This is a genomic window from Rosenbergiella epipactidis, from assembly GCF_018494055.1.
In the GTDB taxonomy this organism is placed as follows: Bacteria; Pseudomonadota; Gammaproteobacteria; order Enterobacterales; family Enterobacteriaceae; genus Rosenbergiella; species Rosenbergiella epipactidis.
The window spans coordinates 155,054-180,040 of the sequence record NZ_JABBFQ010000006.1 but is presented as its reverse complement, the minus strand read 5'-3'; the positions used below and the strand labels follow the sequence as shown (position 1 = coordinate 180,040).

Annotated in this window: 20 protein-coding genes; 9 read left to right on the top strand and 11 right to left on the bottom strand. The window is 46.3% G+C overall.

Going from position 1 to position 24,987, the window contains the following annotated elements; genetic code table 11:
- Nucleotides 1–25 precede the first annotated feature (25 nt).
- Both HGT71_RS11145 and yccS read left to right on the top strand, forming a co-directional pair.
- Entirely contained in the window at nucleotides 26–475 is a 450-nt protein-coding gene (locus tag HGT71_RS11145; protein ID WP_048911927.1) for a YccF domain-containing protein, read from the top strand.
- 2 nt (nucleotides 476–477) lie between these two features.
- Nucleotides 478–2,610 carry a YccS family putative transporter gene (gene yccS, locus HGT71_RS11140; RefSeq protein ID WP_214217815.1) on the top strand — a complete coding sequence of 711 codons (2,133 nt, stop codon included), beginning with the start codon at nucleotides 478–480 and terminating at the stop codon, nucleotides 2,608–2,610.
- Here the strand turns inward: yccS and HGT71_RS11135 are convergent.
- Nucleotides 2,585–3,235: a TfoX/Sxy family DNA transformation protein gene (locus tag HGT71_RS11135; protein ID WP_214217814.1), complete on the bottom strand. Its 651-nt coding sequence runs from the start codon at nucleotides 3,233–3,235 to the stop codon at nucleotides 2,585–2,587. The genes yccS and HGT71_RS11135 overlap by 26 nt on opposite strands.
- A gap of 207 nt (nucleotides 3,236–3,442) precedes the next feature.
- Between HGT71_RS11135 and HGT71_RS11130 the strand changes: the two genes are divergently transcribed.
- Both HGT71_RS11130 and ompA read left to right on the top strand, forming a co-directional pair.
- Nucleotides 3,443–3,934 (top strand): SulA-like leucine-rich domain-containing protein, encoded by a 492-nt coding sequence (locus tag HGT71_RS11130; RefSeq protein ID WP_214217813.1) that lies wholly within the window; start codon nucleotides 3,443–3,445, stop codon nucleotides 3,932–3,934.
- Nucleotides 3,935–4,279: 345 nt separating this feature from the next.
- Entirely contained in the window at nucleotides 4,280–5,332 is a 1,053-nt protein-coding gene (gene ompA, locus HGT71_RS11125) for a porin OmpA (protein WP_214217812.1), read from the top strand.
- A gap of 40 nt (nucleotides 5,333–5,372) precedes the next feature.
- Here ompA and matP read toward each other — a convergent pair whose 3' ends face one another.
- A complete protein-coding gene (gene matP / locus HGT71_RS11120) occupies nucleotides 5,373–5,831 on the bottom strand; it encodes a macrodomain Ter protein MatP (protein ID WP_214217811.1) in 459 nt (152 codons plus the stop codon).
- Nucleotides 5,832–5,989: 158 nt separating this feature from the next.
- Here matP and HGT71_RS11115 point away from each other — a divergent pair, with 158 nt between their 5' ends.
- Nucleotides 5,990–7,729 (top strand): AAA family ATPase, encoded by a 1,740-nt coding sequence (locus HGT71_RS11115; protein ID WP_214217810.1) that lies wholly within the window; start codon nucleotides 5,990–5,992, stop codon nucleotides 7,727–7,729.
- Nucleotides 7,730–7,797: 68 nt separating this feature from the next.
- On the top strand, nucleotides 7,798–8,316 hold the full coding sequence (fabA, locus tag HGT71_RS11110) for a bifunctional 3-hydroxydecanoyl-ACP dehydratase/trans-2-decenoyl-ACP isomerase (RefSeq protein WP_099822355.1): 519 nt from the start codon (nucleotides 7,798–7,800) through the stop codon (nucleotides 8,314–8,316).
- 56 nt (nucleotides 8,317–8,372) lie between these two features.
- Here fabA and rmf read toward each other — a convergent pair whose 3' ends face one another.
- From rmf to rlmKL, 6 genes are all read right to left on the bottom strand, one after another.
- On the bottom strand, nucleotides 8,373–8,540 hold the full coding sequence (gene rmf / locus HGT71_RS11105) for a ribosome modulation factor (protein WP_092674719.1): 168 nt from the start codon (nucleotides 8,538–8,540) through the stop codon (nucleotides 8,373–8,375).
- Nucleotides 8,541–8,697: 157 nt separating this feature from the next.
- On the bottom strand, nucleotides 8,698–9,267 hold the full coding sequence (pqiC, locus tag HGT71_RS11100) for a membrane integrity-associated transporter subunit PqiC (RefSeq protein ID WP_214217809.1): 570 nt from the start codon (nucleotides 9,265–9,267) through the stop codon (nucleotides 8,698–8,700).
- Complete coding sequence (pqiB, locus tag HGT71_RS11095; RefSeq protein WP_099822357.1) at nucleotides 9,264–10,907, bottom strand: intermembrane transport protein PqiB; 1,644 nt, start codon at nucleotides 10,905–10,907, stop codon at nucleotides 9,264–9,266. The genes pqiC and pqiB overlap by 4 nt, the downstream gene beginning before the upstream one ends.
- A complete protein-coding gene (gene pqiA, locus HGT71_RS11090) occupies nucleotides 10,900–12,171 on the bottom strand; it encodes a membrane integrity-associated transporter subunit PqiA (protein WP_214217808.1) in 1,272 nt (423 codons plus the stop codon). The genes pqiB and pqiA overlap by 8 nt, the downstream gene beginning before the upstream one ends.
- Before the next feature lie 14 nt (nucleotides 12,172–12,185).
- Complete coding sequence (locus tag HGT71_RS11085) at nucleotides 12,186–14,105, bottom strand: ABC transporter ATP-binding protein (protein WP_214217807.1); 1,920 nt, start codon at nucleotides 14,103–14,105, stop codon at nucleotides 12,186–12,188.
- A gap of 5 nt (nucleotides 14,106–14,110) precedes the next feature.
- The gene (rlmKL, locus tag HGT71_RS11080; protein WP_214217806.1) at nucleotides 14,111–16,228 is read right to left on the bottom strand and encodes a bifunctional 23S rRNA (guanine(2069)-N(7))-methyltransferase RlmK/23S rRNA (guanine(2445)-N(2))-methyltransferase RlmL; all 2,118 of its coding nucleotides are present in this window, start codon (nucleotides 16,226–16,228) and stop codon (nucleotides 14,111–14,113) included.
- A gap of 101 nt (nucleotides 16,229–16,329) precedes the next feature.
- Between rlmKL and HGT71_RS11075 the strand changes: the two genes are divergently transcribed.
- Nucleotides 16,330–17,454 (top strand): YcbX family protein, encoded by a 1,125-nt coding sequence (locus HGT71_RS11075; protein WP_214217805.1) that lies wholly within the window; start codon nucleotides 16,330–16,332, stop codon nucleotides 17,452–17,454.
- On the opposite strand, the gene HGT71_RS11070 is transcribed toward HGT71_RS11075, so the two are convergent.
- The 3 genes from HGT71_RS11070 to pepN all read right to left on the bottom strand — a co-directional run bounded on the left by HGT71_RS11070 (nucleotide 17,451) and on the right by pepN (nucleotide 21,903).
- A complete protein-coding gene (locus HGT71_RS11070) occupies nucleotides 17,451–17,996 on the bottom strand; it encodes a cell division protein ZapC (protein ID WP_214217804.1) in 546 nt (181 codons plus the stop codon). The two genes, HGT71_RS11075 and HGT71_RS11070, sit on opposite strands and share 4 nt — an antisense overlap.
- A 135-nt stretch (nucleotides 17,997–18,131) precedes the next feature.
- A complete protein-coding gene (gene pyrD, locus HGT71_RS11065; protein WP_214217803.1) occupies nucleotides 18,132–19,142 on the bottom strand; it encodes a quinone-dependent dihydroorotate dehydrogenase in 1,011 nt (336 codons plus the stop codon).
- Between the two features lie 145 nt (nucleotides 19,143–19,287).
- Complete coding sequence (gene pepN, locus HGT71_RS11060; RefSeq protein WP_214217802.1) at nucleotides 19,288–21,903, bottom strand: aminopeptidase N; 2,616 nt, start codon at nucleotides 21,901–21,903, stop codon at nucleotides 19,288–19,290.
- 257 nt (nucleotides 21,904–22,160) lie between these two features.
- Between pepN and pncB the strand changes: the two genes are divergently transcribed.
- Nucleotides 22,161–23,366, top strand: a complete 1,206-nt coding sequence (gene pncB, locus HGT71_RS11055; protein WP_099822365.1) for a nicotinate phosphoribosyltransferase — start codon at nucleotides 22,161–22,163, stop codon at nucleotides 23,364–23,366.
- A 124-nt stretch (nucleotides 23,367–23,490) separates the two neighbouring features.
- Nucleotides 23,491–24,891, top strand: coding sequence for an asparagine--tRNA ligase (asnS, locus tag HGT71_RS11050; protein ID WP_214217801.1), 1,401 nt, complete (start codon nucleotides 23,491–23,493; stop codon nucleotides 24,889–24,891).
- Nucleotides 24,892–24,987: the final 96 nt, after the last annotated feature.

Sequence of the window (24,987 nt, the reverse complement as noted above, 5' to 3'; positions counted from 1 at the left end):
ATTGTTAAAAAGGGATAATCATTGCATGCGAAGTGTGCTGAATATTTTAAATTTCTTCCTAGGCGGTTTCATTACGAGCTTTTCGTGGCTGTTGGTCACTTTACTGACTATCGTCTTTATTTTTACGCTTCCTCTCACCCGCTCATGCTGGGAGATCACTAAGCTTTCATTCGTGCCCTTCGGTAACGAGGCTATTCACGTCGACTTACTCAGACCCGAAAATAAAAGCAAGCTGATGAATTCAGGTGGGACATTATTGAATGTTGTGTGGCTCATCCTGTTCGGTTGGTGGCTCTGTCTTTCCCATATTTCAATTGGAATTGCGCAGTGCTTAACCCTGATTGGCATCCCGACCGGGATAGCACATTTTAAAATCGCCGTTATCGCATTATGGCCGGTAGGACGCAGAGTGGTCAGCGTTGAGGAAGCCCAAATCGCGCGTGAGAATGCTGCACGCCTGCAATACGGAAACTAATCATGGCCAGTCGTAGCGCGCTTCACAAACACTGGCAATACTATATTCTGAACCGTTTGTGGCAAGAGCCGGTCCGAATTTTTGTTGCGATGAGCTGTGTCGCGCTTTTTGCATGGCGTCATCATACGGTGATTTGGACTATCCCTCTGATTTTAGGGATAGTCGCAGCGGCGTTAACTGATATCGACGATCGGTTAACGGGCCGACTTAAAAATATTGTGATCACGCTCGTCTGTTTTGCTATCGCCACCATTAGTGTTGAACTGCTCTTTCCCCATCCCCTACTCTTTGTCTTGGGATTAGGGCTTTCGAGCTGGATATTCATCATGCTGGGTGCCTTGGGTCAACGCTACGCTACGATTGCCTTTGGTGCTATTTTAATTGCCATCTATACGATGTTGGGGATTGGACTTTTCCCCAAATGGTATATTCAACCCCTGTTCCTTTTAGCGGGCGCTGGGGTGTATTACCTTTTCACACTCATTAACCATCTCCTCTTCCCCGCCCGTCCGGTTGACGCACAATTAATTAATACATACAACTCGCTCGCAAAGTATTTAGAAGCCAAAGCCGCACTGTTTGACCCGGATGGTATAGCCCATGGCGAACGCCCTCTCTATAAATTGTCGATGGCGAATAGCCAGTTAGTACAGCAACTCAATATTGTGAAAACAGCTATCCAGAGTCGCCTACGCGGTGATCGGGCAAGTAGCACTAGCCGAAGGGCATTGCTTTATTACTTTGTCGCGCAAGAGATCCATGAACGGGCAAGTTCATCGCATATCGACCATCTCCGCTTGCAAGATAATTGGCACTTTAACGAATTAATGTTCCGTTGCGAGCGTTTACTGCGATATCAAGCAATGGCTTGTCGAGAGATAGCAGAAAGTCTGCAAACCAAGCAAGACTACCATCACAGTCGTTATTTTGAGCGCGCACTTACCAATGCAGACGTTGCATTGGAACGAGTCTCCCTTGTTGCAGAAAAGGAGACCTGTGAACGGTTACGTTGGCTACTAAAAAATTTACGCGCAGTCGATCAACAATTGGCTTCTGTCGCCTCAGATCAGCTATCGAATACTGATTGGCAAAAGATCGATACCGAGCTTTCTTTTGAAGGTATTCAGGGCTGGCAAGATATCAAATCACGTTTTAAAAGCCATCTATCACCAAAGTCGCCGCTATTTAGACATGCTGTTCGCGTAAGTCTAGTCCTCTGCTTAGGTTACCTATTTATACAATCGATAAGTTTAGAGCGCGGTTATTGGATACTGCTTACCTCACTCTTTGTCTGTCAACCGAACTACTCCGCCACCAAGCGACGCTTAGCATTGAGGGTTATTGGAACCTTAGCAGGAATATTGATTGGACTCCCCCTACTCTGGCTTATCCCCTCTTTACCAGGACAGTTAGTCGCCATTGTACTTTTTGGCGTATTGTTCTTTTTGTTCAGGCAAGTCCAGTACGCCCAGGCCACCTTGTTTATCACATTGATGGTCCTATTTTGCTTCAACCTTTTGGGTGAAGGTTTCAACGTTGCGTTACCCCGTATTATCGATACACTGGTCGGCTGCGGATTAGCATGGCTTGCGGTAACCTTTATCTTCCCCGATTGGCATTACCGACAGTTTTCAACGGTGATTAACAAAGCCTATAGGGCAAACGTGCGCTATTTAAAGGCTGTCACCCAGCAATACCAAGACGGTAAAGATAATCGTGTGTCCTATCGTATCGCGCGTCGGGAGGCCCATAATGCCGATGCTGAATTAGCCTCTGTCATCGCCTTAGCAGAAAATAAAGCCTGGTCTTCTGCAGAAGCTAAAGAAGCTTCATTCTCAATCCTCTGTACCAACCACAGTCTATTGAGCTACATCGCGGCATTGGGCTCACATCGACAGCATACGCACAATGCTCAACTCCTCAATCTACTATACGGGCTGACTGATTGTGTAGAAGGCTATCAGCAGTTCAATCACAACGAGGTCGAGCAATCACTTAAGACGTTAACTTTACTGGCAGAATCAGTCGAGATTGATGATGAACCTCAAAAAGCGCTCATCATTCAACAAGTTTCATTAATTATCCACACCTTAAGTGAAATAAATAAGATTAAACCGCCGCTCTTATTAACCTAAGGTTGTGACTTGTCTTATTAGTACAACGGCTGGTGAACTCTTTATGCCAAGCCGTTAATTCTTCGCGAATGGAGAGGGGTAGCACAGCATGGTGTAGCCCCATAACGGCCCCTTGCAAATAGAAGAGTGTAGGCAAGCCTAAATGTTTATTGCGTTCATGCATCAACGTCCAAGATTGCTCAACACCCGTTTGCCGCAATTGCTCTTCGGTATGAATACCGACTTCACGTAATAACGTTTCAAAACGTATTCCTAGATTAGGCAGATCTTTTAATCGGCGGTGCGCCTGCTTATAGGAACGACAATTTTGCGCGTCTCGCCATGCCTCTCGAGATAATTTTAAAAGACTTACCTCGTCCTGCCACAACATTTCGTCAACCTTAAAATAATTAAGTGAAATGGCGCTGCCTCGTTTACAGAAAATAAACGGAGTAAGTGGGTGATTAACGAGATAGTGGGACATCGCCTCACTTCCACGTAAGTAAAGGGTACCCTGCTTAACGAGCGCAAACACCACATCACCTAATGACAGTGAATAGCCTCCAAACTGGGTTTTAGCGACAATGGCCCCGAGGTGGAGAACTTTTTTTTGATACAGAACAATACACTGTTGAGAACTATTCATTTCGATCCTCCTGATCACGAACAAGCTAACCTATTGATATAAATATCCTTATCATTTTATTCACCTTAAATAATTTAAATTAGTTGTTCAATTAATAAATATAAAATGCTCGTGACGCATTCCAAATCTATTTTTGGATGCAAGAAATGATTGATCTTTAGCTAAAGTAGAATTACTGTATATCCATACAGTAAACAGGAGCTAACCATGATCACACCCCATTCTGTTAATGATTTCTCTCAGCAAATGCATGCAATTCCTGAGGTCACCACGTCAATCGGCGGTATTAATCAAATTTGCTACGATAATGCTTCACCCACCCTACTCAATTTATTGCTATTACCAGCAATAAAGCAGCTGGGGCAACAGGCGAAATGGATGTTGTGGTTAACTCCTGAAAATAAGCTAGACCGTTCGTGGTTAGAGCATTCCGGTATTTCATTGAGCAAATCAGTACAAATCCCTATGCTTGACGATGATCAAAAGAGGGATTCCATGACTCAGGCCCTAAAGTCCGGTAATTATAGTGTCATTACTGTATGGTTAGACAGTACTCTATCAGCGGAACAGCAAAATAGTCTCGATTTTTTAGCCAAAGAATCGGATACCGTCGTCTTCATTTTGCACAAAAACTCACCACATAACCGTTCGACCAGACAGATGAGTCATCAAAAAATTCCCACTTTTGCATTTCTTTAGCTTTATTGAGATTTATCTGAAGAAAATATTTATCAGAATTTATTTATGCCTAATTATTTACCACTTTCAGGCAGGACAACGTTTCCAAGGCTTATTCAGTTTTTTATAGTGCATGAAGTTCAGTTTTAAATGTAACTAAATGTGTATAAAATGCTGTTTTTTACTGTACATCGTTATATCTTACTTGTAAGTTTTTAAACACGTTGTAGACTTTAACTCGCTAGGGTGCTCAAAAACCTCCAGTTTTAGCTGAGTATAAAACGAGCGAAAAAGACCCAGCGAAGAATTGCAACCCAGAGCAAATTTTATGCTCATTGCCAATTTTGGATGATAACGAGGCGCAAAATGAAAAAAACAGCTATCGCAATTGCAGTGGCACTAGCAGGTTTAGCAACTACTGTTGCTCAAGCTGCACCAAAAGACGACACTTGGTACGTTGGTGGTAAATTAGGTTGGTCCCAATACCACGACACCGGTTTCTCTGGTAACCACTACCAAGTGACTAATGAAGCGCGTGACAACCAACTGGGTGCTGGTGCATTCGTTGGTTATCAAGCAAACCCATACTTAGGTTTCGAAATGGGTTATGACTGGTTAGGCCGTATGAAATATACTGGTCAAAACCACGGCGCATTCATCGGTCAAGGTGTTCAACTTGCTGCTAAACTCAGCTACCCAATCACTGATGACTTAGACATCTACTCTCGTTTAGGTGGAATGTTATGGCGTGTAGACGCTAAAGATTACCAAGGTCATCGCAACATCGACACTGGTGTTTCTCCATTAGCTGCAGCTGGTTTAGAGTACGCTCTGAACAAAAACTGGGCAACTCGTTTAGAGTACCAATGGGTTAACAACATCGGTGACCGTAACACCACTGGCGCACGTCCTGATAACGGCATGCTGAGCCTGGGCTTATCTTACCGTTTCGGTCAAGATGATGCTGCTCCAGCACCAGCTCCAGCTCCAGCACCAGCTCCAGTTGTTGAAACTAAGCACTTCACTCTGAAATCAGACGTGCTGTTCAACTTCAACAAAGCTACGCTGAAAACTTCTGGTCAATCAGCTCTTGACCAACTGTACTCTCAGTTAAGCAACTTAGATCCTAAAGACGGTTCTGTTGTTGTTCTGGGCTTCACTGACCGTATCGGTTCTGACAGCTACAACCAAAACCTGTCTGAGAAACGTGCTCAATCAGTTGTGGATTACTTAGTATCTAAAGGTATCCCTTCTAACAAGATCTCTGCACGCGGTATGGGTGAATCTAACCCAGTAACTGGTAACACCTGTGACAACGTTAAGAAACGTGCTGCTCTGATCGACTGCTTAGGTCCAGACCGTCGCGTAGAAATCGAAGTTAAAGGCGTTAAAGATGTTGTTTCTCAGCCACAAGGCTAAGATAACATTGTAAAAAACCCCGCTTAGGCGGGGTTTTTTTTTATCCTTTTTTTGTCCCTAAAATCGAGGCTAAATCTTCTTTAAGGGAACTCATCTGAGAGGCATATTTCTCTTTTCGCTCTGCATCTTCGATTAACTGTACAATTGTATCGGAGAGCGTACTGCTTCGTCGTTGAGCCAAGCCCGCTAAACGCTGCCATACTAAATATTCTAGATCGATAGATTTTTTACGGGTATGTTGTTGTTCAGCATTAAAGTGACGCTTACGCCTTGCCCGAATCGTCTGGCTCATTCTCACAGACAGATCAGCGTTCATATGCTCGTTAATCCACCGCAAGATATTTTCAGGTTGATGCTCGTAATCTATCAGCAATCTTACTGCCTCGTCTGCCGCCGATTGCTCGATATGACGCGTGATCAATTCCCCTTCTCGGTGTTTTTTTAGGAGATATTTCCATTTCCAGCCTGACTCGAGATTCTCTAGCTGTAAATATTTCATCAGGTTCCTTAAAATTAATCACTTAATACTAGAATACCAGCTTTGGGCTTTTCTGCAGACAATTTTAACCCCGCATTCGTCCCGTCTTGGTTACATGGTGTCTACTGCCGAACTACGGTATAATTGCTGTTTTATGTCCAAGGCAAAATAAGATTACTTTGACTAGCTCAACACTTTCATGGCAAGAACTTATCCCCGACGCCCAGTATTTAGCTCCGCTTTTTTCTCAGGGCTTATCATCCAGTGCGTCTGGCGTAGAATCGTTGCAGCCACGGTTGCTCAACGCTATCGATCAACTTGACCTTAATCCTGTTCAGCCATTACTGTTGATTAAGCTTGAGGAGCATCCCACTAATGTGAAAGCGCTCGCTCAAATTGTCGAGCAGAGATTGCCAGTTAAAACTGTTGACCAGTGGGCTTATCATTCGCCCGCTACAAACCAATTCCAATTAGAAAAATTAGCCAGTCATGAGACTCGCTCTACAGTTTATTATGCGGATTGGATTGAATCAGATCAATTATTTGGTTACCTCACTGAACAGCAAGGTAGCTGGACGCCGGAATTAGGCCTATTGCATAAAGCGAATGGGGGAACATTAATTCTTTCTGTTCACTGTCTTCTTTCGCAACCCTTGATGTGGTTGCGGTTAAAAAATTTTATAAGCGAACATCGGATAGCCTGGTATTCTCCAGATCCTCGTCGCCCTATTCCTATCCATATTCCGGACTACCCCCTATCTGTAAAATTAGTATTAGTCGGGAGCCGAGAAAGTTTGGCTGAATTCAGTGAGAATGAGCCCGTATTGCACGCCAATGCAATCTATACCGAAATAGAAGACACTGCCGAAATCACGACTGATCAGCAGTTTATGGATTGGGCGAGTTGGGTTGCCTCACAAGCACAGGCTTTGGCGCTTCCCCCACCGGATGTAGGCTTTATGCTGCGCCTAACACGCGAAGCTTCACGCTACACGAATGAGCAACAGCGGTTCCCGATTAATCCAACATGGCTACATAAGCAACTGGGTGCCGCCTATGCTGCGGGGCAAAATCTGACAGAAAATAGCCTCAGCGAGGCACTTGCACAGCAAGAATGGCGTGAGAGTTATTTGCCCGACACCTTACAACGTGATCTTGCCGCCCCACACAGCTTATTGGAAACAGACGGCAAAAGGATTGGACAGATTAATGGTCTATCCGTCCTCGACCTGCCGGGTCACCCACGCCCGTGGGGTGAACCTGCGCGCATCAGTTGCCTCGTGCATTATGGTGACGGTGAGATTAATGATGTCGAACGTAAGGCTGAGTTGTCTGGCAATATTCATGCTAAAGGGATGATGATTATCGAGGCCTGGTTAATAGCCGAATTAGAGCTTGAACAACAGCTGCCGTTCACTGCATCGATGGTCTTTGAACAATCCTACGCTGAGGTCGATGGCGACAGTGCTTCCCTCGCTGAATTGGCAGTATTGATTAGCGCACTCTCTCTGAAACCCCTGCAACAATCTTTTGCCGTGACAGGGTCTGTCGATCAATTTGGCAATGTTCAGCCTGTCGGCGGCTTGAATGAAAAAATTGAAGGCTTCTTCTCTCTCTGTTCACAGCAGGGTCTGACCGGAAAACAAGGTGTTATTTTACCCGAACGGAATTGTTGCCACCTCTCGTTGTCTGATGAGGTCATTGAGGCAGTCAAACTTCAGCAGTTTCACCTATGGCCAGTTAGCACCGTTGATCAAGCGCTTGAACTGTTAATGTCCTTACCTTGGGTGACTGAGAATGATGACGAGTCTCTTTTGGGCATCATCCAACAACGGATCGATGAAGCTCAACAGCCAGTGAAAGCTGAGGGAGGATTTTTTTCTCCGTCACGATGGCTTAACTGGCTAAAGCGTGATTAACAACTCTTGCTCAGCGTACAAGTGTACGCTATTCTTCGGGCTTCAATTGAAAAGGGCTAAATGTAACTATGGTAGATAAACGCGAATCCTACAGCAAAGATGACCTCATCGCGTCAGGACAAGGGAAATTGTTTGGTGAAAATGGACCACCTCTTCCTGCAGACAACATGTTAATGATGGACCGAGTCATTCTCATGTCTGAGAACGGTGGTCACTTTGATAAAGGCTTCGTCGAAGCTGAACTCGACATCAACCCAGAACTTTGGTTTTTTAAATGTCACTTCGTCAACGATCCGGTTATGCCAGGATGTTTAGGCTTAGACGCAATGTGGCAGTTAGTCGGATTTTATTTAGGCTGGTTGGGCGCAGAAGGTAAAGGCCGCGCGCTAGGCGTAGGCGAAGTGAAATTCACTGGACAAGTGCTGCCAACAGCGAAGAAAGTCACTTATAAAATTCACTTCAAACGCGTCATCAACCGTAAATTAGTGATGGGCGTTGCTGATGGGGAAGTCTTTGTAGACGGTAAATTAATCTATACCGCTACAGACCTAAAAGTTGGCCTATTCAAAGATACTGAATCTTTCTAAAGTCAGCCGCACAAAAAAAAGCAGATTTTGTAAAATCTGCTTTTTTTATGTCTGTTTTATGCGAAAGCTGAACGTTCTTCAATAGCCTTACGCCAACCTCCTAACCAATGTGACCTTGAGTCTAACGTTTGATAGGGACAGAGTTCTTTCGATCGTCCGCTTTTTCCCGTTTTATACCCCAGTGAGTAAGCTCGTTCCAAACGATCGCGTTTTTGTCTCTTCATATCCGTTTACCCTCATAAAGATAGTTGGTTAAAAGAAGCGGTGATAAATTCATCACCTCCTCCTTTGTACCCCTCTCTCATAATGAGATCAACGAGTATTTTTTGAACAGCTTTGCAAGTTTTGAGCTAAGTCAAACTATTCAGTGACTAACGATACTTAAGGACTAATCTGTGACGCAACCTGTTGGGCTTCCTGATACCATGCTTGCGAGAGCGCTTGTACCAAGGCAGGATAGCCATCATCCTTAAGTGGGACACTTTGCTCAAATGAACGACGTACCGCTTCATCTTGATGCTGATAGATCCAGTAACCCTTCACCAGTACATGTCCATCCCAGCGCCCTTGGAAGGCGGTAACCGTCACGGCCAATGAGTCGTTATCTCCCTTCAACGTACTATTGGTGACTAACCAATTCGGCAGTAGATTACTCAAGTTAGTCACTAACGTTTGTTGCAATTGCTGATCAAGAGGGCTAGCCCACAGATTTTGCTCAGCTAACCGGTATTCCACGTCAGAGGTTTGAAAAGCAATTCCTGTACTGGCTAACGCATCAGGCACATTGATAGATTGCACCCAGAGGTGTTTCGGCTGCTGCCCGAAGGCAGAAGTCGAGGTCGCTACCGATGCGCCGCCTTGCGGTGTCGTCAATTGATAATACTTGGTTGATTCGCTACTACTGCAAGCGGTCAAACAGACAGCCAGCAGTGTTATTAAAAGTCTTTTCACTCTTTAGCCTTTTTAGGTTGTGGATCTTTACCCGGTGAGGCCTCGAACACTAGCGCATTGCTCTTGTTATTCAAGGTACGAAGCACTGGCTGCAGTTCTGCAAGAACTTGATCCAAACGTTGTAGGTTGCCGACCAGCTTATTATAAGCCGGCGAGCCTGGTTGTAATCCCTTCATACTCTGGTTTAACTCGCGCAGGGTTTGCTGCATATCCTGCGGCAGAGTTTTCATCGCTGGACTATTCGTAATTTGATTCACATGATCCAGTGTGATTTGCAGTTGTTGCATCGTTTTTTGGCTCTCTTTCAAAGAACCCGTCGCTTCAGTCAGTAATGGGTTCAATGGAAGCTTCTCGAACTTGTCGAGAATCGACATCACTTTCTGCTGCATCTGCGTTAACCCGCCATTCATTGTCGGGATAATGTTGTATTGACCTATCTGCGTAGGACCTTTGTAAGCCCCAGCATCGTTATTAAAGTCCAAATCAACGTACAGCGCACCGGTAATCAGATTCGCCGTTTTTAAGCTTGCTCTGAGTCCATGTTGTAACCCATCGGCAAGGCGTTGCTGCAGATTAAAGTCGGCGCCTAATTTTTTCGAGAAACGTTCTGGTTCGATTTTAATCAATACCGGTATACGGTAATCGCCATTCAGTTTCTTCAACATACTTGGAATAATGAAAGGCACCTGTGCAACCGTTCCTAATCGAATACCACGGAATTCGACCGGCGCACCCTCTTGTAGACCCCGAATAGATTCATTAAAGAATAATAGGTAGTCAGTATGCTGTGTATAAAGCGAGTCGGTAATACTCCGCTGATCATTGAAGAGGTGATAGTGCGCTTTATTCTCTGCTGCCACACCGCGATCCCATCCCTCTGGTACATCAAAGCTCACACCGCCACTGAACAGTGTCGCTAACGAGCCCATTTCTACACGCATTCCGGAGGCCGACATATCAACCGCGATACCGCTGTCTTTCCAGAAACGAACATTACTGGTGACCAGACTGTCGTAAGGGGCTTGGATAAAGAGTTGGTATTCCATTTGGCGCTGTTCTGCATCAAAGCGGCTTTTTTCGACTGATCCGACGCGGAATCCTCTAAATAGCACGGGATCACCTGCATTAAGTTGACCCGCTTGCTCACTGTTCAGGCTGATATGGATGCCTTTAGCATCGGGTGAAGCCAGAGGAGGTGAATCTAACAAGTTATATTGTGCGGACTCTTCACCCTTACTGCCTGCCTGAAGTTCTATATAGGAGCCAGAGAGCAAAGTGCCGAGGCCAGTCACCCCTTCACGGCCAATCTGTGGCTTAACCGTCCAGAAAACACTGTCTTGGTGCAACATTTTTTCCATACCGGTATTTAGCCGGGCACGGATCTCGACGTGTTGTAAGTCATCGCTAAGTTTGGCGCTTTCGACCATCCCGATATCGACGCTTCGACTTTTAATCGCCGTTTTTCCAGGGACGATTCCCTCAGCATTACTGGTCACAAGCACCACTTCTGGCCCTTGATGCGAGAAATGGTAATAAATAATCCATGATCCTATCAGGATGGTGATGATGGGTACTATCCATACCGGTGACCAGCGTTTGATTTGTTTAATCTTGGCTTCACCAAAATGATGATTACTCAATGGACTCTTCCTCACTCTTTTTGATACTTTCTCGATCCCATAGCAAGCGAGAATCGAAGGCTTGTGCTGAGAACATCGTTAAAATAACGACTAAGCAAAATAGTAACGCACCCTCAGCCGGATAGACGTTCATTAATCCACCCATGCGGACCAACGCTGAGAGTACAGCAATAACAAAGACGTCAACCATTGACCAACGGCCGACTACCTCAACAATTTCATAGATAATCTGCATGCGGTGATTGTCTCGCGCGCCATAGCCGCCCGCATTCCAACTCAGCCATCCAATAGCAAGAATTTTCATGCTGGGTACGAGAATACTGGCGATAAAAATAATCATCGCGATTGGCCACGACCCCTCATTCCATAAGAATATAACCCCCGCCATAATATTGGATCCGGAAGCGCTGCCTAAGGCATCAGTCACCATAATCGGCATGATATTCGCGGGGATATATAAAATGATTGAGGTCACGAGTAACGAGAGCGTCCACTGCAAGCTTTGTGGTTTACGCGCATGCCCACGTTGATGGCAACGCGGACAATAGGGTTCATCGGCCGCCACTATCGCTGTACAACAGGGGCAACTGCGTAAATTTTGGTTTATTCCGCTAATCCCCGCGGTCGGCTCGCTGGGTAAAGGAGGCACTGGACTAATACGCTGCCAAATAACATGACGCTCTAAACACTGAAATGCCCGCAATTGAGCGATGCAAAACAGGCACCATGGCCAAAAGCCCAGTTCTAGCCCGATTTTACCGTAGGCCATTAATTTGACAAAACTGACCAACACCCCCGCCATAAAGATCTCAGCCATTCCCCAGTTCTTCATATAGAACAGGCCTTTGGCAAGGGGTATGGTGAGTTGACGAGGCAAACGTCGGTTTAAGGTAAGAATTAATATACTGGCAAGGCAGGCTGCAGGAATAATCTGCACAAACAACAGAAATATTGTTGCAAGGAAGCGATATCGATCATCAACCATCGCTTGCGGAATTTGTAGCAGGGTGATTTGGTTAGTCATTCCCATTACGCTAATGCTAATAAAGGGGAAAAGATTAGCCAACGCTAACATGACTAAGGCTGAGAATGCGTAAACCATTGGCCGACGCAGGGGCTCATGCCATGCGGTTGCCAAGGTGCTTTCACAGCGCATACAGGTTGCCCGCGTACCCGGCGCAAGGCCGGGTAGCTGAGTGGTCATATCACAGTGGGGGCATAGCACCCAGCGGTGAGTCTGATCCTGATGGCAATGGTTACTCATACTGCACCAATGCGTTATTCACCATTCTTAAGATTTTCCAAATATTCCCAGCGCTCGAAGGCAGTATTGAACTCGTCTTCTAACGTCGCCAATTTATCAATGATCGGCTGAGTCTCATCATGGGGACGACTAAAGAAGCTGGCGTCCGCCATCGTGCTCTGTAATTGCGCGATCTCAGTCTCTAAATTTTCCATCTTCTGCGGAAGCTGTTCAAGCTCACGCGTCAGATTATAGCTCAGTTTCGCCGGGGCTTTTTTAGCGACGGATGATTTGTTTGGCTCAACGGCAGGCGTCTCCACTACCGGCGCTGGGCGAGATTTATGCTGAGAACCTCGCGACGTGCTACGTTGATGCTGTGCATCATGATAGCCACCGACATAGCGACCAATTTCCCCTTCGCCCTCGAAGATCCAGCATTCCGTCACGGTGTTATCAACGAATTGACGATCGTGGCTGACCAGTAATACTGAACCTTGGTAACCATCGATTAGCTCTTCGAGCAGCTCTAACGTTTCTACATCTAAATCGTTGGTCGGTTCATCGAGAATTAACAGATTGCTCGGTTTAAGGAACAATTTAGCCAATAGTAAACGGTTTCTTTCACCGCCTGACAGCGCCCTTACTGGGGTCATCGCACGTTTCGGGTGGAATAAGAAGTCCTGCAAGTACCCGAGAACATGGCGAGGCTTACCATTAACCAAGACTTCTTGCTTACCTTCGGCGAGGTTATCCATAACAGTACGATCTGGGTCTAATTCGGCACGGTGCTGGTCGAAGTAAGCCACTTCCAATTTCGTCCCAATATGTACACGACCTTGTTCGGCCTTAAGTTGGCCAAGCATTAAACGCAGTAAGGTGGTCTTACCACAGCCGTTAGAACCGATCAGGGCGATTTTATCGCCGCGCTGTACCTGTACAGAGAACTGATCCACCAGCGTTTTACCGCCAGCATGGTAAACGACGTCTTCCAGCTCGAAAACAATCTTACCGGAACGGCTTGCTTCACCAACCTGCATGTTGGCCTTGCCCATCACTTCTCGGCGCTCAGAACGCTCGCGGCGTAATGCCTTAAGCGCCCTCACCCGACCTTCATTACGGGTCCTACGCGCTTTGATTCCTTGACGGATCCACACTTCTTCTTGCGCTAATTTGCGATCAAACTCTGCATTTTGCAGCTCTTCAACCCGCAATGCTTCCTCTTTACCCAGCAGATATTGATCGTAATCACCCGGCCATGAAACTAATTTACCGCGATCGAGGTCGACGATACGCGTCGCCATATTGCGAATAAAAGAACGGTCGTGCGAGATAAAGATGATGCTACCGTTGAAGGTCTTAAGGAAATTCTCTAACCAGTGAATGGTTTCAATATCTAAGTGGTTCGTTGGCTCATCTAGCATCAAAACCTTAGGATTTGATACCAGTGCGCGGCCAAGTGCCGCTTTACGTAGCCACCCTCCAGACAATGAAGAAAGCTCAGTGTCTGCATCGAGACCAATTTTTAATAATACATCATTGATTCGACTTTCAAGTTGCCAGAGATTCTGATGGTCGAGCACTGCCTGCAAGCGAGCCATCTCGTTAAGATTCTTCTCGCTTGGGTCTTGCATTACGGTATGCGAAATCGCGTGGTAAGCTTTAAGATGCTGCGCTTGCTCAACGACCCCTTCGGCAACAAAATCATAGACCGAGCCAGCAATATTGCGCGGCGGGTCTTGCTGTAAGCGAGCAATAACCAAATCTTGCTCGTAAACGATACGGCCATCATCGAGAGGAACTTCCTGATTAATGATTTTCATCAGGGTCGATTTTCCCGCACCATTTCGGCCAACGAGGCAGACACGCTCGTTCTCTTCGATATGTAATTCAGCGTTATCCAGTAATGGAGCGTCGCTATAGGACAGCCAAGCCCCATGAATGCTAATTAATGACATTGTTATTATTCCTGACCTACACGCGTAACTAACCAGCAATTGTGGATATGTTTATTGCGAGAGAAATCTTGAGATTGTGTTTTAGCGGTAATATCCCGCGCTTGTAAACCGATAGCGGCTAGGCCCTCATGGTCCATACGGAATCCACGTTTATTGTTCGAGAACATAATAGTGCCACCGGTCCGTAACAGATACTGGAGATCGGTCAGCAACGATAGGTGATCGCGCTGTACGTCAAAGCTCTCTTCCATCCGTTTAGAGTTGGAGAAAGTAGGCGGATCGATAAAGATCACGTCAAAGGTTTCTCGTGACTCTCTAATCCAGCTTAGACAATCGGCTTGAATCAAGCGGTGCGATTGTCCTGAAATATCGTTTAATTGGAAATTACGCTCCGCCCACTCTAAGTAAGTCCGAGACATATCGACTGTAGTGGTCGATTTCGCTCCGCCTAAGGCGGCATGAACACTGGCGGTACCGGTATAGGCAAAAAGATTAAGGAAATCTTTATTACCACTCATTTCCCCCAGCATTTTACGCGCCAGACGGTGGTCAATAAACAGGCCGGTATCGAGGTAGTCCGTCAAGTTCACCCAAAAGTGTGCGTTAAACTCGCTTACCTCAAAGAAGTCATTCTTTGTCGCTAATTTCTGATATTGCTGCGTGCCTTTTTGGCGTTCACGAGTTTTAAGCACTAATTTATTCGCTGGTAACTCTAACACCTGCAACGTTACGCTAATTACGTCGAACAAACGTTGACGTGCTTTATGCGGCTCGACCGTTTTCGGTGGCGCATACTCTTGAACCACGACACAGTCAGCATAGCGGTCGATGGCGATATTATAGTCAGGCAGATCAGCATCGTAGATACGATAACACTCTATCCCTTCCTGCTTCGCCCATTTATCCAGCTTCTTAATATTTTTTCGCAGACGGTTGGCAAAGTCCGGTGCTAACTCCCCGACGACCTGTCCCTCTACGGGGGCACGCAGTTTATAATTTTTCTGAACGCAATCTAACGGACCGTTTTTCGCTTTAAATTGACGGTCTGCACGTAATTGTAAGCAATCGAGCAGCTCTGGCGAACCGCTAAAGAGCGACAGATTCCAACCACCAAACTGTGCTTTAAGAATTCGGCCTAATTGGCTATGCAAGGCAATCAATGCAGGCTCGTTCTCAAGACGTTCACCGTAAGGGGGGTTACTGATCACCGTGCCGACTTCCGCTTCAGGCTGCGGATTCTTAAGTTGGATCGCATCTTGACGTTTGAAGCTAATAAAGGGCGCAACGCCCGCACGACGTGCGTTGGTTTGCGCCCGCTCTAACACTTGACCGTCTTTATCGTAACCAAAGAAACGGATTTGCTTACTTTGCATGCCTAAGTTCGCGCGCTGTTGCGCCTCAGCCACAATCTTATCCCACTCGCTCTCGTTAAACTTTTTCCAAGCATAGAAGCCCCAGTGCTCGCGTAACAACCCTGGTGCACGATCGGCCGCGATCATCGCCGCTTCAATTAATAGCGTCCCCGATCCACACATCGGATCGACCATCGGTGTCCCCGGTTTCCAGCCCGAACGCATAATGATCGCGGCAGCTAATGTTTCTTTAAGCGGCGCTTGACCCGTGGCATGACGATAATTACGTTGATGCAAGGCATCGCCACTGAGATCTAAGGAGATGCTGACTTTGTCGCGATGTAACCAGGCATTAATACGGATATGCGGATAATCTCGGTCAACATTAGGACGAGGAAGATTTTTGCGGGTAAAGCTATCGACGATAGCATCTTTGATCCGGAGCGCACCAAATTGACTGTTACGGATTTCGTCGTTAGTGCCTTGAAAATTGATCACGAATGAGGATTCTGGCTCGAAAATCTCATCCCAAGCAATGGATTGGGCCCCCACATAGAGATCAAGGTCACTGAAAACGTTGAATTCTCCCAGCGGTAACATGATGCGCGAGGCGATACGGCTCCAGAGTAGGCTCCGGTACATCACCTCATCGTTACCACTGTAGTGAACACCTCCCGGTACCAGTCGTATATCTTGAGCACCAAAGCTCTCAAGTTCTGTTTTTAAAAGTTCTTCCAGTCCACGACCGGTGCTGGCAAAAAGAGAATTCATAATAAGTTCTTTAAATCGGTAAATTTGTGCCTAGTATAGCGAATCACAACGCTATGTCATAAAGTTACTGTAATTGTTAGCGACGAAAGAGACGCCTTTTAATGATTAGCCTCGCCAAACTGTTTACTTACCCCATAAAGTCGATGCAAGGGACTCAGCTTTCCCATGCGTTGGTGCAGGAAACCGGCTTAACTTGGGACCGCCATTTTATGGTGACATTAGAAGATGGCACCTTTATTACGGCACGTAAGTATCCTGAGATGTTACTGTTCACCCCCACTTTGACGCAACAAGGCCTCTACCTTCAAGCCCCCGACCAGCAGCATGCTTGGATTAAACTCGACGATTTTTCACAACTCAATTATCCAACCGAAGTGTGGGGGAATCACTTTACGGCAAAAATTGCGCCCGATGCGATCAATCAGTGGCTAAGTCACTATTTTCCGCATCCAGTACAATTACGCTGGATTGGCGAAATTCCTCAACGCAAGATCAAGAAACGGCCTGAACATCCCCTCTCTTTTGCTGACGGTTACCCTTTCCTATTAGTGAATGAAGGGTCATTACACGACCTACAAAATCGTTGTCCCGCTGGTGTCGCCATTGAACAATTTAGAGCAAACCTTGTGGTATCCGGGGCCGAGCCATGGCAAGAAGATCATTGGGCTGTGGTACGGATTGGGGAGGTTATTTTTGACGTAGCCAAACCCTGCAGCCGCTGTATTCTGACTACGGTTAACAGTCGTAATGCCCGTAAGCACCCGCAGGGTGAACCCATGCGTACCTTAACTCAGTTTCGTGAGGCCACAGATGGCAGTGGAGATATCGATTTTGGGCTTAATTTAATCGCCCGTAACAGCGGGATAATTCGAATCGGTGACGACTTTTCCGTACTACAGACTAAACCACCGCGTTTATATAAAGAGAAAGTCGTCGAGGCAACGCCCTACGTCGCGCCCTGCGCTGCGCCAACAGATAAAGCGGTAGAGATTGAGTTTGCGGGGAAGCGCTTTACGGGCAATAACCAACAGATTTTGCTGGAACAGTTAGAATTACAAGGACACTCTATTCCCTACTCATGCCGAATGGGCAGTTGTGGCAGCTGTCGGCTCACCAAATTATCGGGATCGGTTAAAGCGTTAAATAGCCGCGCGCTGTCCGAATCAAACTTATTAAGCTGTTGTTGTGTCCCTGAAGCAGGCCCGTTGAAGCTTGAACTGAATTAACCGACTTTTTCTAACACTAATGCCTGTTCTGGCTGCCAAGCAGCTAGACGGTCATTCATAATCTTGATCGCATCACCAAGATAAAGTGATTTACCGCTGTTTAATAACAATTCAGGCTGGGCGACCACACATAAGGAAGCTTGTTGATTGGTTTCCACAACCATTAAGAGCGCTTGTTCATTGTTGCTGGTGAGCTCAGTGAGAACCATTTCACCGACTTCAGGCTGAAGGGCTTGGCGACGTGAGGCGAAATGCCAACTTTTTGGCATTTGCGGTTTCAGGAACCGGTACGCAATTAAGCCATTAATAATCAGTTGTCGAGATTGTGCCTCATCCAGCGCCGTTTGGTGGCAGCTTTCAGCAAATTGTTCGAAAAGCGTTGCATCTTCTACGCAGAAGGGATGAGAGGAAAAAGCGTCAGGAATGAGCATCTTAGATGAGAATTGAGAAGTGAAGCTCGACCCATCATTAAAATCTAACATAACGGAATCTTGTTCCGAATCGTAATGCCATTGCCAGCAATCATCGGGTTTTAAATTCATAAATTACCCCTAAATAGTCTTAAGCTTTAATAAAAAATTTATTAAAAAAAATGTTACTCATTACCAAATCTGAATGAAATATAAACGACATCGCACAAAAAATAAACCACTTTATCTGTGCGAGTCGATTATTGATTAAATACCCATCACAATATTTTTTATTAATTTTGGTCCATGGTAAATAAAACCAGAATAAACTTGTAATAATGTCGCACCCGCAGCACGTTTTTCCTTTGCCGCCATTAATGAATCAATGCCGCCCACCCCTATTATAGGTAAGGCACCCTTTAGCTCGTGGTGCAGTTGTCTAATAATTTCGGTCGACTTTAATTGCACTGGGCGCCCACTCAATCCACCCGCTTCACTTGCATAAGGTAAGCCGGTAACCAAAGAGCGATCCAAGGTGGTGTTAGTGGCAATGACCCCATCAATATTATGTCGGACTAAACTGTCGGCAACTTGAATTAATTCTTCAATAGAAAGATCCGGCGCGATCTTTACAACAACGGGGACATATTTCAGATGCCGCTGTTGGAGATCATGTTGTTTGGTTTTGATTGCCGCCAATAATTCATCCAGCGCTTCACCGTATTGTAAGGATCGTAAACCGGGGGTGTTTGGCGAGGAGATATTGACGGTAATATAACTGGCGTGAGCGTAGACTTTTTCCATACAGAATAAATAATCATCGCTACCTTGTTCAACCGGTGTATCTTTATTTTTCCCGATATTAATACCCAAAATACCCCGGTAGCGAGAGGCCTTTACGTTCTCAACCAGTTGATCAACACCGTGATTATTGAATCCCATTCGGTTGATAATTCCCTCTGCCTGTTCTAAGCGAAATAACCGAGGTTTGTCGTTTCCAGCTTGAGCACGAGGCGTGACCGTACCGATTTCAATAAAGCCAAAACCCATTGCGGCGAACGCATCAATACATTCGCCATTTTTATCCAGCCCTGCGGCTAACCCCACTGGGTTTTGGAAAGTAATGCCCATCGATTCGACCGGCTTATTGGCTAAGCGTTGAGTAATCAGCGCTTCAAAGGGCGTTCCGCTAACTTTTTTTAACGCATGAATCGTCTGTTCATGGATTTTTTCGGCATCAAACTGGAATAGCGCAGAACGAATTAATGGATACAACATTTCCCCTCCAAAGGCTGACAATAGTGATAGCGACGGACTTCAGTCAGGGGGGGATGGTAGCATTTTTGGGATGAAAGTAAATTTAACTCGCGTGGGGAGAAGAAATAAGCTCTAGGCCTTGCACCTAGAGCTTTATAGTAGATAACTACGCCGCTAATGCTTTGGTGATCTTCTCGTAAAGATCCCGAGAAAGATTATCCAAGGTCAAGAGTTGCTCTAAGGCCGCTCGCATCAGTTGCTGACGATTTTCATCGTAGCGTTTCAAGCGGATTAACGGTTCAATCATTCTTGCCGCAATCTGCGGGTTACGGTGATTGAGATCCGTTAGCATTTCCACTAAGAATTGATAACCTGAACCATCCTCAGCATGGAAAGCCGCTGGGTTTGCGGAACAGAAAGCGCCAATTAACGAACGCACGCGGTTAGGGTTTTTCATAGTAAACGAGCGATGCGTTAATAGCTGACGGACGTTCTCGACCACGTGGTCTCCTGGGCGCGTGGCTTGTAAGATAAACCATTTATCCATCACTAAGCCGTCTTGATACCAACGCTCGTCCCATTGCGTCAGCAATTGTTCCGCTGCAGGAAGTTGCGCCGCAACCGCACTGCTTATCGCGGCTAATGCATCGGTCATATTATTGGCCGATTGGTATTGATTGACCGCTAGCTCCTCGCCCAAGGTGGCATCGGCAAAGACGAGGTAAGAGAGCGCAATATTTTTCAGGGCACGTTTACCAATGTCCTGCTCTTCAACACGATACTTTGCGCACAGGTTGTCTTGGTAAGCAACCTTTAGCTCCTTCACCAATGCTGTCGCGAAGAGTTGTAACAGCGAAGCTCTCACTGCCGCGATTGCGGTAGGATGGATAATCTCAAACCACTCGGCGATCTCGTTCTCAGAAGGCAAGGTAAAGATCTGCGCTTTTAAGGCCGGATCGATAGATTCATCGACCAGCACTGCGCGGAACGCATCAACCACATGGCGAGGCACTGACAACGGTTGTTGTTGAGCGAAACGCGAAACGTTTAATTTCAGATAGATAGCTAATAAGCTCTGTGCCGCGTCCCAGCGAGTAAAGGCATTTCGCGCATGTTGCATTAAGAACGTAAGCTGCGCATCACTCCACTGATAGTGTAATTTTACAGGGGCAGAAAACTCGCAGAGTAGCGCTGGCGTGGGTTTGAACCAGACCTTGTCGAAAACGAAAATTTGCGTTGCTTCCGTAACGTTTAGCACAGAATCGATCGCTTCACCCTTGTACTGCAGCGGAATGACCTGCCCTTCGTTATCATATAACTCTATCGCTAAAGGAATATGCAGCGGTTTTTTCTCGGCTTGGTCCGCTGTTGCGGGTGTTTCTTGGGTCACCGTTAAGGTGTAGGTTTCGCTATTCGGATCGTAATCGTCTTCGACGGTCACAACTGGCGTCCCTGACTGACGGTACCATTGACGGAACTGTGTCAAATCAATCCCGGAAGCATCTTCCATTGCCTTAACGAAATCTTCGCACGTCGCCGCACTGCCATCATGACGTTGGAAGTAGAGCGCGATACCGGCTTGGAATTTTTCTTCTCCTAACAGGGTATGGATCATACGAATGACTTCCGATCCTTTCTCGTAAACCGTTAAGGTATAGAAGTTGTTCATCTCCATCACTTGCTCAGGACGGATTGGGTGCGCCATCGGGCTGGCATCCTCAGCAAACTGTGCGCCGCGCATCACGCGAACATTATCAATACGGTTAACTGCGCGAGACCCCAGATCAGAGCTAAACTCCTGGTCGCGGAAAACGGTCAGCCCTTCTTTTAGGCTGAGCTGGAACCAATCGCGGCAGGTGACACGGTTTCCACTCCAGTTATGGAAATATTCATGACCGATCACCGCTTCGATACCGAGGTAATCCTTATCGGTTGCGGTTTCTGGTTTCGCGAGAACATATTTCGAGTTGAAAATATTAAGCCCTTTGTTCTCCATTGCGCCCATATTGAAGAAATCGACGGCGACTATCATAAAAATATCGAGGTCGTATTCTAAATTGAAACGCTCCTCATCCCACTTCATGCTCTGTTTTAGCGAGGTCATCGCCCAGTCTGCACGGTCGAGATTACCGTGATCGACGAAGATTTCTAATGCGACATCACGCCCAGATTTTGTGGTAAAAGTATCGCGTAATACATCGAAATCACCGGCGACTAGCGCGAAAAGGTAACAAGGTTTTGGGAAAGGATCTTGCCAAGTAATCCAATGCTGACCATTATCCAGTTCACCGGCATCAATACGGTTACCGTTGGAGAGTAAATAAGGATAGCGTTGTTTATCGGCGTAAATCGTGGTGCTAAAACGCGCTAACACGTCTGGGCGATCTAAATACCACGTAATATGGTGGAAGCCTTCGGCTTCACACTGTGTACAGAGTGCTTCACCGGATTTATAAAGGCCTTCTAATGCACTGTTTTGATCAGGATGGATCTCGTTTTCAATCTCTAGCGTAAAATGCTCAGGAACGTTACGCAGTCGTAAATTACCGGATTCGATAGCATGGTCCTGCCACAGGTCACCGTTTATTTTTACACTGACGAGGACTAACCCTTCTCCCTGTAACAGCAGATCTTTTGCAGACGCATCACAACGTTTAACTTGGCTTACCGCGACAACCTTAGTGGTCTTTTCATCTAGGTGAAACGTTAGATCGATATCGGTAATGGTAAATTCCGGCGCGGTGTAATCTTTGCGATATTTAACTTGTGGTTGCTGTGTCATGCCATGTCCATGTCAATGATAGAGTGTTAACTCAAAGTCTAGGTGCTCTCTATACCAGATTCCAGTCCTTGACAGCAAGTCGTGCTCTTCTGAGAACATAATTTTAACATTTAGCACAATTTATTCTCGATTTCGCGAATAATCTATGGTGTGATCCAATTCACTTTTTAGGGCGACGAGTTATACTATTGCCTGATATAACGACTTTTTCTGCCGGCCTGCAGAGTGATAATGTCCAAAGGATGCCGATAAGCACTATGAAACCACATGCTTCTCCGATATTGACCACGCTGCTTGATACCGATGCCTATAAATTGCATATGCAGCAAGCGGTGTTTCATCGCTATCGACATTTATCCGTCACCGCTGAGTTCCGCTGTCGAGGTGATGAGTTACTCGGCGTTTATGCCGAGGAAATTGTCTCGCAAATTAATTTAATGCAGCAACTTGCCTTAACGGATGAAGAATATCGTTATTTAGCTTCCCTACCTTTCTTCACCATCGATTACTTAAATTGGCTCAAGACTTTTCGCTTTGATCCCCAACAGGTTGCAGTGAGCAATCAGCAGGGTCAATTAGTGCTGACCATTACCGGGCCTTGGATCGAAGTGATTCTTTGGGAAGTGCCACTACTGGCCTTGATCTCTGAAATTGTGCATCGTGACCGTTCCCCTAACGTTACCGCCGCCGATGCGTTAGCGCTGCTCAATACGAAATTAGCCAAGTTCAAAGCTGACTCAGCTGACCTTGATATGTCGCGTTTTAAATTAATGGACTTTGGCACGCGCCGACGTTTCTCTCAGTCTGTGCAAGAATCTGTGGTGGCGGAACTGGTTAGGGAAGTTCCTTGGCTGGTCGGCACCAGTAATTACGATATTGCCCGTCGCCACCAGTTAGCGCCTGTGGGTACCCAAGCACACGAGTGGTTCCAGGCACACCAACAGATCAGCTCAGAGTTAGCACACAGTCAGCGCGCCGCACTGCAAGCCTGGTTGGAAGAGTATAATGATATGCTCGGCATCGCGTTGACTGATTGTATTGCCACGGATGCATTTTTACGTGATTTCGGCTTTAACTTTGCCAACCGCTATCAGGGGGTTCGTCACGATTCCGGCGATCCCGTTGCATGGGGTGAGAAAATCATTAAGCACTACCTCTCTTTAGGGATTGACCCTCGCGAGAAGACCCTGGTTTTCTCCGACAGTTTAACCTTGGATAAGGCGCTTGAACTCTACCGTCATTTCGATCCGCGCATTAACATTATTTTCGGTGTGGGTACACGCCTGACTTGCGATTTGCCTGGTGTAAGTCCACTGAATATTGTGATTAAGCTCACCAGCTGCGATGGCAAACCCGTGGCAAAATTATCGGATAGCCCGGGCAAAACTATCTGCCAAGACGTTTCTTTTGTCAAAGCGCTAGAAAAAGCGTTCGACTTACCGAAGATAAATTGTACAGGCTAACCCTAGGCCAGAGATAATCTGGCCTAATCCTTTTTTTTCTATCTATTTTGCTTGTTTACTTACCCTGCCTGAGTAACATATCCTACCTTATTCAATAGTGATTCCATCTAACAGAGAGATAATTATGAGCATAGTGCCTGTCGTGGACGTGCTAGACGGTCGTGTAGCTGTAGAGTCAGAGGTTACAGTGCGTGGCTGGGTGCGTACCCGTAGAGATTCCAAAGCTGGTATTTCCTTTATCGCCATTTATGATGGCTCCTGCTTTAATCCTGTTCAGGCGGTTGTAAATAATTCGCTTAATAATTATCAAGATGAAGTTTTGCACCTGACGACTGGCTGCTCCGTCGAAGTCACCGGCACGGTAGTCTCGTCTCCTGGTCAAGGTCAATCTTTCGAAATTCAAGCGACCGCAGTGAAGGTCGTGGGTTGGGTCGAGGATCCCGATAGCTATCCAATGGCGGCTAAACGTCACAGCATCGAATATCTTCGTGAGGTTGCCCACTTACGTCCGCGCACCAACTTAATTGGTGCCGTCGCACGCGTGCGTAATACTTTAGCTCAAGCTATTCACCGCTTCTTTAATGAGCAAGGCTATTTTTGGGTCTCGACGCCGTTAATCACTGCTTCAGATACCGAAGGCGCTGGCGAACTGTTCCGTGTCTCAACACTCGATATGGAAAATCTGCCTCGCAACGATCAAGGTAAAGTCGACTATAGCCAAGACTTCTTTGGTAAAGAAGCGTTCCTTACCGTATCGGGACAGCTAAACGGTGAGACTTATGCTAGCGCATTATCCAAAATCTATACCTTTGGCCCGACGTTTCGTGCAGAAAACTCCAACACTAGCCGTCACCTAGCCGAATTTTGGATGGTTGAACCCGAAGTTGCGTTTGCTCACTTAGATGATGCCGCAGCGTTAGCCGAAGCAATGTTGAAATATTGCTTTAACGCAGTGTTGACCGAGCGCGCTGACGACCTCGCCTTCTTTGCAGAGCGCGTAGATAAAGAAGCGATCAGCCGTTTAGAAAAATTTGTTAGCAGCGATTTTGCCCAAATCGATTATACCGATGCGATCGATATCCTGCTCAACTCTGGCCAAACCTTCGAAAACCCAGTCGAATGGGGAATCGATCTCTCCTCGGAACACGAACGCTACTTAGCTGAAAAACATTTTGCAGCCCCAGTTGTCGTGAAAAACTATCCGAAGGACATCAAAGCCTTCTATATGCGCTTAAATGATGATGGTAAAACCGTTGCCGCGATGGATGTTCTCGCTCCAGGCATTGGTGAGATTATCGGGGGTTCTGAGCGTGAAGAACGTTTAGATGTGTTAGACCAACGTCTAGCTGAAATGGGCCTAAATAAAGAGGATTACTGGTGGTATCGCGATCTCCGTCGCTACGGCACCGTACCACACTCAGGCTTTGGCTTAGGTTTTGAACGTCTTGTCTCTTACGTTACTGGTGTACAAAATGTACGGGATGTTATCGCTTTCCCGCGTACCCCACGCAGTGCTAACTTCTAACATAAGCCTCACTTATAGAAATCCGCTTCGGCGGATTTTTTTTTGCCCGTTGACAGAGATCATTGCAAAAAGTGCCAAGTCACATTATGTTACTTT